Origin of the sequence: Streptomyces sp. NPDC017448, assembly GCF_044330565.1 — a bacterium.
Classification (GTDB): Bacteria; Actinomycetota; Actinomycetes; order Streptomycetales; family Streptomycetaceae; genus Streptomyces.
The window spans coordinates 767,628-780,975 of record NZ_JBIRLM010000001.1 but is presented as its reverse complement, the minus strand read 5'-3'; the positions used below and the strand labels follow the sequence as shown (position 1 = coordinate 780,975).

16 protein-coding genes are annotated in these 13,348 nt (G+C 68.7%); 3 read left to right on the top strand and 13 right to left on the bottom strand.

The genetic code is table 11. The features are described 5' to 3' along the window. Positions 1 to 34: 34 nt before the first annotated feature. From ACH4K1_RS03545 to ACH4K1_RS03535, 3 genes are read right to left on the bottom strand one after another with little or no spacing between them, the layout of a single operon-like run. A complete protein-coding gene (locus tag ACH4K1_RS03545) occupies positions 35 to 346 on the bottom strand; it encodes a hypothetical protein (RefSeq protein ID WP_398086124.1) in 312 nt (103 codons plus the stop codon). Then, entirely contained in the window at positions 343 to 687 is a 345-nt protein-coding gene (locus tag ACH4K1_RS03540; RefSeq protein ID WP_398086121.1) for a hypothetical protein, read from the bottom strand. Before ACH4K1_RS03540 ends, ACH4K1_RS03545 begins: the two co-directional genes overlap by 4 nt. Further along, positions 647 to 889, bottom strand: a complete 243-nt coding sequence (locus ACH4K1_RS03535) for a hypothetical protein (RefSeq protein WP_398086592.1) — start codon at positions 887 to 889, stop codon at positions 647 to 649. Before ACH4K1_RS03535 ends, ACH4K1_RS03540 begins: the two co-directional genes overlap by 41 nt. Here ACH4K1_RS03535 and ACH4K1_RS03530 point away from each other — a divergent pair. From ACH4K1_RS03530 to ACH4K1_RS03520, 3 genes are all read left to right on the top strand, one after another. Then, complete coding sequence (locus ACH4K1_RS03530; protein ID WP_398086119.1) at positions 872 to 2,890, top strand: S1 RNA-binding domain-containing protein; 2,019 nt, start codon at positions 872 to 874, stop codon at positions 2,888 to 2,890. The genes ACH4K1_RS03535 and ACH4K1_RS03530 overlap by 18 nt on opposite strands. A 232-nt stretch (positions 2,891 to 3,122) precedes the next feature. Beyond that, the gene (locus tag ACH4K1_RS03525; protein WP_398086116.1) at positions 3,123 to 3,539 is read left to right on the top strand and encodes a hypothetical protein; all 417 of its coding nucleotides are present in this window, start codon (positions 3,123 to 3,125) and stop codon (positions 3,537 to 3,539) included. A gap of 5 nt (positions 3,540 to 3,544) precedes the next feature. After that, positions 3,545 to 3,892: a hypothetical protein gene (locus ACH4K1_RS03520; protein WP_398086113.1), complete on the top strand. Its 348-nt coding sequence runs from the start codon at positions 3,545 to 3,547 to the stop codon at positions 3,890 to 3,892. Here the strand turns inward: ACH4K1_RS03520 and ACH4K1_RS03515 are convergent. The 10 genes from ACH4K1_RS03515 to ACH4K1_RS03470 all read right to left on the bottom strand — a co-directional run bounded on the left by ACH4K1_RS03515 (position 3,870) and on the right by ACH4K1_RS03470 (position 13,296). Further along, positions 3,870 to 4,619 carry a transposase family protein gene (locus ACH4K1_RS03515; RefSeq protein ID WP_398086110.1) on the bottom strand — a complete coding sequence of 250 codons (750 nt, stop codon included), beginning with the start codon at positions 4,617 to 4,619 and terminating at the stop codon, positions 3,870 to 3,872. The genes ACH4K1_RS03520 and ACH4K1_RS03515 overlap by 23 nt on opposite strands. 257 nt (positions 4,620 to 4,876) lie before the next feature. Beyond that, on the bottom strand, positions 4,877 to 5,515 hold the full coding sequence (locus ACH4K1_RS03510; protein WP_398086107.1) for an OmpA family protein: 639 nt from the start codon (positions 5,513 to 5,515) through the stop codon (positions 4,877 to 4,879). An 8-nt stretch (positions 5,516 to 5,523) separates the two neighbouring features. Continuing rightward, positions 5,524 to 6,144, bottom strand: coding sequence for a hypothetical protein (locus tag ACH4K1_RS03505; RefSeq protein ID WP_398086104.1), 621 nt, complete (start codon positions 6,142 to 6,144; stop codon positions 5,524 to 5,526). A gap of 29 nt (positions 6,145 to 6,173) precedes the next feature. Beyond that, positions 6,174 to 6,782: a pilus assembly protein TadG-related protein gene (locus ACH4K1_RS03500; protein ID WP_398086102.1), complete on the bottom strand. Its 609-nt coding sequence runs from the start codon at positions 6,780 to 6,782 to the stop codon at positions 6,174 to 6,176. Then, positions 6,782 to 7,012, bottom strand: a complete 231-nt coding sequence (locus ACH4K1_RS03495; protein ID WP_073764443.1) for a hypothetical protein — start codon at positions 7,010 to 7,012, stop codon at positions 6,782 to 6,784. Before ACH4K1_RS03495 ends, ACH4K1_RS03500 begins: the two co-directional genes overlap by 1 nt. Before the next feature lie 204 nt (positions 7,013 to 7,216). Then, positions 7,217 to 8,281 (bottom strand): response regulator, encoded by a 1,065-nt coding sequence (locus tag ACH4K1_RS03490; RefSeq protein WP_398086098.1) that lies wholly within the window; start codon positions 8,279 to 8,281, stop codon positions 7,217 to 7,219. Positions 8,282 to 8,307: 26 nt separating this feature from the next. Then, a complete protein-coding gene (locus tag ACH4K1_RS03485) occupies positions 8,308 to 9,972 on the bottom strand; it encodes a histidine kinase (RefSeq protein WP_398086095.1) in 1,665 nt (554 codons plus the stop codon). Between the two features lie 122 nt (positions 9,973 to 10,094). Beyond that, positions 10,095 to 10,982, bottom strand: a complete 888-nt coding sequence (locus ACH4K1_RS03480; protein ID WP_398086092.1) for a DUF5936 domain-containing protein — start codon at positions 10,980 to 10,982, stop codon at positions 10,095 to 10,097. A 21-nt stretch (positions 10,983 to 11,003) separates the two neighbouring features. After that, on the bottom strand, positions 11,004 to 11,948 hold the full coding sequence (locus ACH4K1_RS03475; RefSeq protein WP_398086090.1) for a type II secretion system F family protein: 945 nt from the start codon (positions 11,946 to 11,948) through the stop codon (positions 11,004 to 11,006). 10 nt (positions 11,949 to 11,958) lie between these two features. After that, on the bottom strand, positions 11,959 to 13,296 hold the full coding sequence (locus ACH4K1_RS03470) for a CpaF family protein (protein ID WP_398086087.1): 1,338 nt from the start codon (positions 13,294 to 13,296) through the stop codon (positions 11,959 to 11,961). Positions 13,297 to 13,348: the final 52 nt, after the last annotated feature.

Below are 13,348 nucleotides of genomic sequence, written 5' to 3'. Positions count from 1 at the left end.
GATGATGCCAAGAAGTCTCCGCGGGGCCGAGAGGTCAGCTGGGCCGGGATGCGATCTGCTGACGTGCAGGACCCCAGACTTCCTCGAACTCCTCGGAGGTAAGCTGCTCGGGGTCGTGGCCTTCCCATTCCGAGACGGGCAACTCGGCTGTGATCCCGAACCTGCTGTCGTACTGATCGAGGCGGCCTGCGTCGTAGGCCCGCTGCCACTCGGCGAGGGAGGCAGCAGCGATCGGGGTCATCTCAGGGCCTTGAAGATCGATCTGTCGAGTCACCCATCCCTCCGAGTCGACTTCGAAGTAGAACCAGATATCCTCTTCTTCCCAGTAGGAACGAAACCATTTCATGGCCAATGATCCCTGAGGAAGGCGCCGTCCTGGTCGCGCTCAAGTAGGTATGGAGGGCCTGCGTGAGTCGGCTCCCACCCCTGCAGACGGGCTTCCCGGATGCTCGCGACGACATCAGCCGGGCGAACGGGCTCCAATTCGACGCCCAGCCAATTGCCGGGGTGTGGCTGGTCGGTGGTGACGACCAGTACCTTGCCCGGTCGGTCGGCGGCGACCTCGACCGCGTAAGTCAGCGGCGTCCAGCAGAGATCTTGCGAGTAGGAGGGCTTCCTGCGGATCCGCCAGCGGTACGCGGTCCCGTCAACGGTGATCCGCCGGGACCCCCTCTTGTTCAGCGCCATCACGCCCCCTCTCCGTGCCGGACTCTAACGGGCCCTTCCGGTGCCGGTCATCAGACTTCCGGGCGGCTGCTGCGACCTCCTCGCTGAAGAGCTTCAGTGCCGTGTCCCGTTCCTCCGTGCGGAGCTTCTTGGCTGCAGCGACAACGCGCTTCCCGAAGGGGGTCAGCTTCATGGGGTGGCCGCGTTGAGCACGTTCGACCAGGGGTTGTCCGAGATCTCGCTCAAGTCGGGTGATCCGGGTGCTCTACGCCTCTGCCTCACCTCCCATGACATTTGCTCGCAGGGCGGCACGGGCGTGCTGGATGATGAGGCGGTGCAGCTCCCCTACGTCTACCGCGTCACCAAGTACGACCCCGCTGACCGTGACGAACACGGGCATTACGCCGGCAGTGAGGACAATGTCAGCGATCACGGCAAGGTCGAGGCGTCTTATCTTCAGGCGGTCGCGGCCTTCGCCGGGGACACCGGCGTCGATAACCTGGCCGTACGTGAACCCCACGTCCCGTCCCTCGCGCACTTCGGCGCCGAGCCTCCGGTGGACGGGTTTGGGCTGGACGGGCTCTTCCCTGCCGACCTGACCGGATTTCACGACGGAGCTGAGGTATCGCTCGAAACCGGGCTGGAACTGGTGCGTGCCATGTTGCGCGACAACGGCGTCTGGTGCCGGCTGGAGGCAGCAGGGACGTTCGCGGTCCATGTGGGATGGGACCAGTATCTCTACATCAGCAGTGCCCGGCCCTGCAAGGAGGCACTCGCCCGAACTCGCGCGCTAGGGCTGTTCCCGGAGCGTCAGGCCTCCTCTCCGTACGAGATGGAGACCGATGACGCCGATGTCCAGCGACCCGGTGACGACGAATTCTGGGCCGGTCTGCGCTGGGCAGTCGCCGCATGCCGCGCCGGGCTCCTGGAAGAGACATATATCGAAGGCGCCCCACGGTGGCACCGCCTCACGCGCGACTCCATCGATACGGTTCGCGCCGGTATCGCTCCCCGCGCACGTCTGGCCGTCTGGCCGGACCTGTCCTCCGACATAGACGCGGTCCTCGGCGCTCTCCCCACCGAAGGGCTCGTCGAATGTGTCTGGCAGGACAAGGACGGCCAGCTCCGTAGTGCCATCGCTGACGAAGACGAATTCCCGGAACTGGCCAAGGGGATCTCCGGTGCCAGCGCTGCGGCGCTCCTGTCCATGTATGCCGATGAACGTCTGCCTCTGTTCACCGCCGTCATGCCTGACAGCGACGGAGTGGTACGGGCCCGCTGGCGGACCGAGCCGACGCCGAGCGACCGGAACTGGGCCCTCCTCAAGACCCTTCACCGAGGCGAGATCATCACCGGCTCCGTGACCCAGATCGCCAGCTTCGGCGTCACCTTCGTGGACATCGGCGGCTTCGAGGCGATGATCAATATCCCTGAGCTGTCTTGGCGTCCCATCAACCACCCCTCCGACGTCGTTGCCGTCGGTCAGGAGATCAGCGCCGAAATCCTCGACGTCGACCCGATCCGCGAACGCGTGTCACTCTCGCTCAAGGCCCTGCACGAAGATCCGATGCCGCTGCTGACCGGGCAGATCGGCCAGACCATCGTCGGCCGCGTCACCAAGCTCGTACCGTTCGGCGTATTCGTGCGCATTGAAGAGATGGAGAACGGTTTCGAGGGGCTGGTGCCCAACTCCGAACTCCCCGGTTGGCACCCGGACACCCCGCAGCCCGCCGTCCACGTCGGTGACGCTTTGCTGGTCAAGATCCTTGATATCGACCCGGTCCACCGCCGAATCACCCTCTCGCACCGGCAAGCGATGTCAGCCGACCCGGACGAACCCGATGAAGTGACAGATCAGGGCGCCGGTGCTGCACCCAACGCCGGGTGGGACGGGGCCTACTACCGCGTCCGTGCAGGAACTCTGGAGATGCTCTTCCTCCTCACCCGAGAGGAGGCGCTCCACGAGGTGTGCAACGTCGATGTAGAGGTGCGGCTGCCGGATGGCTCCCGCTGGAGTGCGACAATCCTTACCATCGCTGAGGTCAAGCGGCTGATGGCCCTGTGGTCCAGCACCGGCGAGGCGTTGAATGGCCGGTACTTCTGGTGCTCGGATGGCTTGATCGTCAAAGAGCCCGGGGTCATGTCGATGGCCGAAGTCATTGTTGGCCTGCTCGACAGCGGTGACCTTCAGCAAGTTCTTCAGCGGCTGGACGGCCCCATGTGATTCGTTCGTCGATTGACCAGCATGTGTCCAGCTCAGGGCATCGGTATGAGGTTTGCAGTCTGGTCGAGCAAGAATGGAGAGGCGAACTTGGCCGGTTCCCAGCCCTGAGCCAGCGCCAGCGGTCACCGCTTGGGGGGCTCGCTTCATGCGGTTGACGACGCCAGTCCCGATGGCCGCATCCGAGAGTCTGTGGGAGGAGAGCTCCGAGCCCCTCAGCCACTAGTCTGATGCGATGGTCGGCGTGGGGGTAAGCGAGCTGCGGCGAAGCCGCGAACGGCTCACGAAACAAGGAGAGGCCGCCGAGCAAGCGGGGGATGGGGCGAGCAGCAGGTTGCTGCTCTTCTATGCTGCCGAGTGCGGGTTGAAGGCCGAGGTGCTGCGCTGGATTCTGCAGCGCGAGGACACCTCCGCCCTGCCCACTGACCTGCGATCGCACAATCTGCGCCGCTTGGCCAAGGCACTGAACCTTCAGGACCCCGCCCCCGGGCAAGACCCCTTGCGCTGCCGTCGGCACAAGGACAGCAGTTGGATCGAGAGCCATCAGCTGCATGAGGCCTGGCGCTATGGTGCAGAACTGTGCGCAGATGATCAGAAAGCTGCGCTGGAAGCTTTGAAGTCACTGGTGAAGGACGCCAGGAAAGGATCTTGAGCGTTATGGCCGGCAAGCTCTTCACCTGGGTGGACATCGATTCTCAACTGGCGGAGGCAGCTGCCGAGGGCCAGTGGTCGCAGTGGCTGCTGGAGGTCGACGCCTGGTGGGACGCACTTGAACTGACGGTTCGCCCAGGCACTGAGGGCGAGGTCGTCCGCGACTGGCTGGACAGTCAGTTCGGCCTCGGATCAGCAGCCGAGCATGATGCGGGCCTGGAGCTCACCCTGGATCGCCCCACAGCTCACGCCCCCAGTCGCTACCTGTGCGCCTGGTTGAAGCGACCGATTCCGGAGCGTCCCCACGCCGTCCAAGACTCAGTGAGCTTCTTCAGCGTTGCCGCTCCAGGGTGAGGATGGCCTTGGCGATTGACGTCATGCGGTTGGGGCTGCAGCGGGATCTGCGGAAGATGCGCCAGGACTTCAAGCGGGCGACGCCTCGTTCGACGGGTGCGCGTGCTGCGGCCAAGGCTCGGTTGCGGGTCTTCTCGGTGGTGGTGAGTTCCCGCAGGGGTCTGCGTTTGATGCCGGTGGTCAGCCACGGGCCGGCGCCCTGGTAAGCGAGATCGGCCACGATCGGCACTCCCTGGCGCTCGCAGAGGCGGATGATCCGATGGGTGCGGGCGGCGGTCAGGTCGTGTGTACGGCCCGGCAGGGCGGGCGAGAGCCACAGCAGCCGGCCGTCGGGATCGGTGAGGACCTGTACGTTCACGCCGTGGCGTCGGTGCTTGTGGGAGTAGTCCGCCCGGCCGTCGCCGACCCGGTCGCATTCGGCGAGGGTCCCGTCGAGCAGGACGAAGTCGGGGTCGTGCTCACGCAGCGTCTTCAGCAGGCCCGGTGCACGGGCGGCGAGCAGGTCCACGACCGCGCTGGTGTAGGCATGCGCGGTGGACTCGCTGATCCCGAACCCGGCAGCGATCTTCGCCAGAGTGGTGTGTTCGCGCAGGTACACCAGTGCCACCATCGCGCGCTGTGACGGGCGGAGCTTGCAGCGCCGGTCGCCCTCACGGGTGACGATCAGCATGGTCACCCATTCCACGAGTGCGTGCGGCAGGTCGAGTGCGGCAGGATGGATAACCAACGAGGCCCCCGAGCAACGTGATTGAGACGTCAGACATCTCCATCAACAGCTCGGGGCCCTCGCTCGTTGCGCTTCACGGCCCATTGCCCGATCGGTGGTCAAATCGAAGAGGCTCACTGTTCTCGCCACCCGAATGGGTGACGCTCCGACCTGCGGGTCTCACGGCGGCGGCATATGTGCCGCCGCCGTGCAGTTCTCGCTGAGATTATGCAGCGAGTTTTGAGACCCTACACCCCGGTCCGGGTTGCGGAAGCCGGTCAGGAACCGCCCCGCGGGAAGGAGACCTCCACGCGGCGGTTCTTCTTCCGGCCCTCTTCGTTGCTGTTGCTGGCGATCGGGTACTGCTCGCCGTAGCCCCGGATCTCGTACGTGATCGTGGGGCCGAGCTCCTTCGACAGAACCCCGTGCACGGCGTCGGCCCGCTTCTTGGAGAGGACGTCGCCGTGGGCCGCGGAACCGAGGTCGTCGGTGAAGCCGAAGACGCGGACCTTGGTCGCGTTCTGCTTCTTGATCTCCTCGGCGATGGCGGCGATACGGGCGTTGGCCGCCGAGCTGAGCTTCGCGCTGTCCTTGCCGAACAGCACTTCGGCCTGAAGCGCGAACTTGATGTCGGCGTTGCTGTCCTCGCGTCGCTCCTCGCCACCGAGGTCTTCTACGACCTGGACGATGTCGAGGACCTTGGACGGCCCGAGGGTGCCGCCGTCGGGCATCTTGAGGTCGGGATCGTTCGGATCCACCTGTACGGGTGGGACCGACTGCGCCTCCGTGCCCGGCGGGACGCTGGGACCGTCGTCGGCGAGGACGGGTGTCGCCCCCAACAATGTGAGACTCGCGACGGCCAGGAACGAGGCGGTCGCGATTCCCGCCGACCTCATACGGATACGTGTATGTGTCATGTCCGCCGTCACCCGGAAATCTTCACCGACGTGGTCGCGAAGGTCGGCAGAGTGAAGTCGACTTCCGTGGTCGTCTCCGGCGGTGCCGGGAACTGCATGAACACGGAAGTGCTCTTCCCTGCGAGCAGAGGCGGAATGCCCGTCGTGCACAGGCAGCGGTTCTCGGTGTCGCGCAGAATGTAGTAGCGCTTCTTGCCGACCTTGTCGACAAGAGTCGCACCGGCGACCGAGTTGGGGTTCTTCGCCAACAGGGCCGTCTCCGTGCCTGCCCACGCGGTCGTATTCTTCGACTGCGTGCCCTCATTCTTGATCGATGCCTGAAGAGTGACGAACCCACCCGAGTCGCGTTTGGCCTGGTGGATGGTCAGTAGGAGGCCGTCACCGCGGATTTCTGCGAGCTTGGCATTCGGGTCCACGTTCTCGCCCGCGGCGGTGTCCAGCTGCTGTTCGCCCTTCTCCTCCGTGGGCGGCGTGGCGGGTTCGGAAGACTTCGCGGAGTTCTCACCGCCCTGCTTAGCCTCACCGCTGCCGCCGTCGTCACCGCAGGCAGTGAGGGCCAGCCCGAAGACGGCTGTCAACGCGGCAGCCGTCAGCGCCCTTCTGCCCGTCGTGGTGTGCCGAATGCTCATGATCGGTTTCCTCTACTCATCGTTCGCTGTCACTGATCGACCAACCGCACATCGAAGAGGGTCCTGCTCACGCTCTCCCACGGTGGGGGGCTGGCGGGCGGGATCTCGAGAATCTCGCCGTCCCGGCACGTGAAGATGAAGAGGTCCTGGACGCCGTCACTGTTGAAGTCCACGGCCTTCGGGTTGGGGCAGCGGAACTCAATAAGCGCGGTGGCCTCGGCCTTGGCTTTCTTGTCCTGTGAACCGGGGATCACCGAGGAGTCCACGGCCTTGCGGCCTTCGACCTCGACCGTGATCCGGTCGCGCAGGAGCCCGTAGGTCGGGTAGCAGAGCTTCTTGTCCGCGTCGTTGGCGGAAGCCAGTCGCTCCGCCTCGGAACAGGGCGCGACGAAGGGCGCGACGAGGAAGGTGTCCAGCATGTTGCCGGGCAGCGAGGCGTAGAACCCGGGCCCGAAGTTGGTACGCGCCTGCTGGGCGGCGGCCAAGGCGGCGGCGTCCGCCGCGCCCTGGGAGCCGTTGCGCAGAGCCGAGGCCTTGCCTACGGCGAAGAAAGCCAACGCAAGGAAGAGCAGGCCCGCCACCATCATGATGTAGATGGGGAAGGCCTGCCCTGCGTCCTTACGGGGACGACCGGTCATCACTGGGCGGTGATGGAATCCACCAGCCCGCTGATCCGGGCCGAGATCGCGCCGCCGATACCCGTGGCCACGATCGCCCCGATGATCGCCACGACCACCAGAATGATGCCCAGGTACTCGAACGCCGTCTGGCCCCGGTCCTTCGCCGCGTAGCGCTTCTGGAGGCGGCTGACGGCGGTGTTGGCCCAGCCGTTGACGCGGACGGCGGTCTTCAGGGTGATGTCCGACATGGTGTTCCCCTCCGGGTTCGGCCGACCGGGTGCCGGCCGACTCGCATGTTTCTGCGGTGCCGCCCCCGGTACCGGCTTCCTCCCGGCCGGTGCCGTCGACGACGTGAGAAACATAGAGGAGGACCGGCGCGGTCCCAGAGGGTCCGTGGGCCCATTCCCGGGCCCAAAGCGCTTGCTGGGCCCCCTCGTCGCGCGGTCGCCCGTTCACGGCTGCCGCCCGGGGTGCCGGGGCGCGGTGCCGAGCCAGTGGGCGATGGCCTCGCTGCGGGTGGCGCTGTGGAGCTTCGTGAAGATGCGGTTGATGTGGTTCTTGACCGTCTTCTCACTGATGAAGCAGGTGGCGGCGATCTGCTGATTGCTCATTCCGGACGCAATCAGGTCCATGATCTCCACCTCCCGTGAACTCAGCCTGTACTGCTGCCTGTTGGGTGCATCTGCCGATCCTCCGGACTGAGAAGACTGTCCCACAGAGGGTTGCAGGTGCGAAAGGCTTTCCGCATGTTCGAGCGAGCGGGACGGCGCGTCCACCGGTGCGGGCGCGGAGACGGGAACGTGGGCGGGGGCCGTCGTCGGTGCCGGGCCCAGGCCCTCCGGCAGGGGCCCTCGCCGGGGTGCCGTGCCCTGCCGCATGTGGGCCAGCAGGGCGTCCGCCGCCGTGGCCGTGAAGTGGGCACGGCCGTCCTTCGTGTCGCGTACCGCCTGGACCAGTTGGTCCGCCGTGAACTCGCCGTGCACCAGGTAGCCGCCCGCGCCCAGCCGTAGCGCCTCGTGGACGATCTCGCTCTCGCGGCTGTACGTCAGCATCAGCACGGGCGCGATGCCGACCAGGTGCGGCAGGGCCGAGATGCCGTCCACGCCGGGCATCCGGACGTCGAGCAGGACCACGTCGGGGCGGTGCCGGAGCGTCTTGTCGTACGCCTCGCGGCCGTCCGCCGCCTCGGCCACCACCTGGATGTCGGCCCGGCCCGAGAGCAGGACGCCCAGGCCCGCCCGGACCACCGGGTTGTCGTCCGCGACCACCACCCGCAGCCGGGCCGGGGCGGGGGCGGGCGGCACCGGGGGGAAGGGGGACGGGGACGCCGTGGGGCCGCCGGGCGCGGGGTACGGCGACTGCGGGGCCGGGGACTGGATCGCAGGGTGCTGGGGCCCGGGGCGTCCGGCGGGGCCGGGGGCCTGCGCGAGCGGTGCGGGCGGCGACGGGTGCTGGGGGGCGGGGCGGTGTTCCGCCGTCCCGTAGCGGTGGTGCGCGGGGAAGACGTCGTCCGGCATGCTGCGACCTCCTCTCAGGGTCGGGGTTACGGGTGGGGGGTCGTGACGTTCTCGGGCGCGAGGGCGGACGCAGGAGCGGGGCCGGGCGCAGGAGCAAGACCGGGCGCAGGAGCAGGACCGGCCACAGGCACGGACCCAGGCCGGGGACCGGACGCAGGAGCGGGGCCGGGCGCAGGAACAAGACCGGGCGCAGGAGCAGGACCGGCCACAGGCACGGACCCAGGTCCGGGACCGGCCGCAGTGGCCCGCAGGGGCGTCGGCTCGTGGGGCCGGAGAGGCGTCGGTGCCGGGGCGGGCCCGGGCGCCGGTGCGTCGGGGGTGGAGAGGGCGGGCGACGGGGGCCGGGGGGTCGGTGGGGCCGGGGGCGGGGGCGTCGTGGCGTCCGTCCCTTCGGCCGCCCCCGTCAGCGCGGCCAGCGGGAGTTCCACCCGGACCTCCGTGCCCTTCTCCGCCCTGCCCCGGCCGATCCGGATGCGGGCTCCGATGGAGGCGGCCCGTTCCACCATGCCGACCAGGCCGAAGTGGCCCGCCCGGCGCAGCCCTTCCAGGGTCGTGCCGGCCGGCAGGCCGCGGCCGTCGTCGTACACGCTGACGCGGAGCATGTCGCCCTTCACGCCCGCGAGGACGATCAGGTACGTCGGGTCCGCGTGGCGGTGGGCGTTCTCCAGGGCCTCGGAGGCCACGGTGACGAGCTGGCGGGCCACCGCGTGCGGGACCGGGGGCACCGGGTTCTCCTCGGCCAGCCGCCGGAACGTGGCCGTGACCGGGTGGCGGGCGGTGAAGTCCTCGGCCTGGGACCGGAGTTCGGTGATCAGGTCCACGCCGCCCTCCAGCCCCTGTTCCCGGCGCAGGTCGCTGAGCAGTTCGCGCGACTCGGCGGCGGCTCGGCGGGCGGCGCGGGCGACCAGTTCCGCCTGGAGTCTCACGGTCGGCGGGTCCGTCCGGCCCGCCGAGCCCGCCAGACCGTCGGCCGCCAGCGCCAGGCCGTGCAGGGTCTTGGCCACCGAGTCGTGCATCTCCCGTGCCAGCCGCGTGCGTTCGCCCTCGACCGCCTCGCTCACCGCCAGCCGGGCCCGGGTCTCGGTGAGCGCCTGGGTGGCAGCGCCGAAGCGCAGGAGCAGGTTGCGCAGGGTGACCCCGACCGCACCGGCGATCACGCAGAAGCCGGGCAGGAGGAGGCGCGTCGCCCCGCCTTCGGCCGGGCCCGGCACACCGGCGTACACGCCGAAGACGATGACCAGTTGGAGCGCCGCGAAGATCGCCGCGCCGCGCCAGCCGCTGACCAGTCCGGCCAGCAGCGGGGTGCAGACGGTGACGTAGGCGAGCGTCGACTCCGGGGTCGCCGTGACCAGCAGCAGGGCGCCGAAGAACACGTCGACGCCCAGGATCCAGGGGTGGCGCAGGAGGACCGGGCCGAAGCGTTCCCAGTCCCGGAACAGGACGTACGAGCCCATGAAGGTGACCAGGATCGCCGTGCCGATGAACCAGGTGGGCAGACCGGGCGCGGTGCGGGCGATGGCGTACGGGGTCGCTATCGCGATCATCGCCAGGCGGAAGCCGAAGACCTGGCGGCACATCGCCTGGAGGGCGTTGACCTGGATGGCGAAAGCCGGGCGGGCCGGGGTTCCGGCGTGGGCGCGGGTCAGGTCCGCGGTCGGCCCGGGCGGGGCGCCGCTGAGCTGGTATGCCATGTGCCTGTCACCTCCGTCTCGATCCCCGTACGGTTCCCGGGCCGGATCGCGCCCCGTACCGCCGGCGTTCCACGAGCGTTCCGGGGCGCACGGGGCGCTTCCCCTCCCGCTCGCCGTCCATGTCATCCCCCCGTGAGGAAAGTGAGGTCGACGTCGGCCCCGTACACGAAGCCGACGGTGAGAAGAACGAGTGTGCCGGGCAGGAGGAACGTGGTCACCGCGAACGTGGCCTTCGGGACCGCCCGGGCGGCCTTGCGGCGGGCGTTCTGGGCGTCGGTGCGGCGCATGTCGTTGGCGATCTGGATGAGCGTCTCGACGATCGGCGCACCCAGCTCCTCGCCCTGCTGGAGGGTGGTGACGAACATGGCGACCTGTTCGGAGTCGTTGCGTCGGCGCAGCTCCTCGAACGCCTGGCGGCGGCTGACGCCCATGTCCATCTGCCGCAGCGTGATGCGCAGTTCGTCGGACCAGGGGCCCTCGTACTTCTCCGCGACGCGGTCCAGCGCCTGCCGGAAGCCGAGCCCGGCGGAGACCACGACGGCCAGGACGTCCAGGAAGTCCGGGAGGGTGCGTTCGATGTGCTCACGGCGCACGCGGATGGCCGACCAGATGCCGGCCTCCACCCAGAACAGGCCGAAGGCGACCATCAGCAGGGCGAGGAAGAGCTGGCCGCGGAGCAGCATCGAGAACGCGCCCAGCAGGCCCAGCGCCCCGTAGACCGCGCGGCGGGCGGCGTAGCGGTCGATGGTGAGGCCGCCGGGGTTGCCCGCCAGGTCGATCTGGCGGCGCTTCTTGTTGACCGCTTTGGGGCCCATCATCCGCAGGACCATGGGGGCCCACCGCATGCCGAGGCGGTCGATGCCGGAGCCGACCGCACCGGTGCGGGTGGCCCCGGACTCCAGGGCCACCGCGAGGTCGCGGGGGAGTTCGGCGTCGGCCCGGTACATCCGGATGCCGTGGATGGCCCCGTACACGGCGAGACCGGCGACCAGGGACAGCAGCAGGTCCATGGCGGTTCTCCTCCCAGCTCGTCAGACGTCGATACGGGACATGCGGCGGATGACGATGAACCCGACCGCGTAGAGGACGATGGAGACCACCACGGCCGCCTGCCCGATGAACGCGCCCGTCATCCGGTCCAGCGCACCGGGCATGACCGCGTTCATCAGGAGCATCGCGCCGATGCCGAAGACGGGTACGGCGTAGGCGGTGACGGTGACCTGGGAGAGCTGGGTCTTGACCTCGCGGCGGGTCTCCTTGCGCTCCTCCAGCGTCTCGGTGAGGTTGCGCAGCGAGCTGACGACCGTACCGCCGGCCCGGTTGGAGAGGACCAGCGTCGTGACCAGGACCACGAGTTCGCGTGAGGGCAGCCGGTCGGTCAGTTCGCTGAGCGCGTCCTCCAGGGGCTCCCCCACCGCCAGCCGGCGGGCCACCCGCTCCAACTCCTCGCCCGCGGGGTTCTCCAGCTCCTCGGCCGCCATGGACAGCGAGGTGCGCAGGGCCAGGCCGGCCTGGGTGGCGTTGGCGAGGATGCGGGACAGCTCGGGGAGCTGGTTGATGAAGCGCTCGGTGCGCTTGGTCCGCTGCCAGTTGAGGAACGCGTTGGTGCCCCAGAGGCCGATCAGGGCGGCGACCGGCCCGAAGAAGGCGGCCAGCATGGAGGAGGCGATCATCCAGAGGCCGGCCATCGCGACGACCGCGTAGACGAGGAACTCGCCGGGCGTGATGTCCAGGCCGGTCGCGGCGAGCTTCAGCTCCAGCTTCCGGCCGAGCGCCGTGCCGCGCAGCCGGCGGTCGATCCCCTTGAAGCGGCGGACGCGGCCCGGTTCGGGGAGCTGCCCGACGTGGGAGAGCCGGTCGACGAGGGCGTCGCGGTCGGCCTTGCCGCCGGAGTAGGAGTACAGGCCCATCACGCCGAGCACGCAGCACAGCAGCGTGACGCCGACGGTGACCAGGGGGAGGTTGACGTTGTCCATGGCGCGGTACCTAGTTGGCCTCTCGGGTGGCGAGCTGTTCGGCGGAGTGGGCCACGCCGAACGCCTGCGGAATCGGCTGGCTGGCCAGGTAGAGGCGTTCGGCGAGCCTCCGGGGCAGCGGGAGGTACTGGAAGTCGCCGTGGATCCGGCCGTCGGGGGTCATCGGCCGCGCGTTGAACCGGGCCACGGTGACGATGCGGTACGGGTCGCGGCCGTGGCTGTCCAGGACGGCGATCTCGGTGATCTTCCTGGCCCCGTCGGCGTGCCGGGTGAGCTGCACGATCACGTCGACGGCGCTGTTGATCTGGTCGTGCAGCGCCTCGAAGGGGATCTCGACCTCCGACATCGAGGCGAGGGTCTGCAGGCGCATCAGCGCGTCCTCGGCGCTGTTGGCGTGGACGGTGGCGAGCGAGCCGTCGTGGCCGGTGGACATCGCCTGGAGCATGTCGAGGGACTCGCCACCGCGGACCTCGCCGACGACGATGCGGTCGGGGCGCATACGCAGCGAGTTGCGGACCAGGTCGCGGATGGTGATCTGGCCCTTGCCCTCGACGTTGGCCGGGCGGGACTCCAGCCGGATCACATGGTTCTGCTGGAGCTGGAGTTCGGCGGAGTCCTCGATGGTGACGATGCGTTCGGTGTTCGGGATCAGTCCGGAGAGGGCGTTGAGGAGGGTCGTCTTCCCGGTGCCGGTGGCCCCCGAGACGATGATGTTGAGCTTGGCCTGGACGAGGCCGGCCAGCAGGACCAGCATCTGCTCGTCCAGCGAGCCGAAGCCGATCATCTCGTGGAGGGTGAAGGAGCGCGGGAAGCGCCGGATGGTGAGCGTCGCGCCGGTCAGCGAGAGCGGCGGGATGATCACGTTGACGCGTTCGCCGCTGGGGAGGCGGGCGTCGACCATCGGGTTCGACTCGTCCACCCGGCGGTTGACGGTCGACACGATGCGCTCGATGGTCTGCATCAGCTGCTCGTGGGAGCCGAAGCGCATCGGGAGCTGCTCGACCCTGCCGTTGCGCTCGACGAAGATCTGGTCGGGGCCGTTGACCATGATCTCGGTGATGGACGCGTCCTCCAGGAGCGGTTCCAGGATGCCGAGGCCGAGCGCCTCGTCCACGACGCGGCGGATCAGCTGCGAGCGCTCCACGGTGGAGAGGACCGGGCCCTCGCGGCTGATGATGTGGCCGAGGACGCGTTCCAGCCGGGCCCGCCGGTCGGCGGCGGCCAGGGAGGACATCTCCGCGAGGTCGATCTCCTCCAGCAGCTTGGCCCGGTAGGCGGCCACCATGTGGCCGTCCTCCCGCGCCCCGCGCTGCTCCTCCGGAGCGGTCATGCGTGCCCGCAGGCTCATCTGCGTAACTCTCCTCGGTGTCGCGGATGGTGCTGGTCCGGTCGAGGTGTGC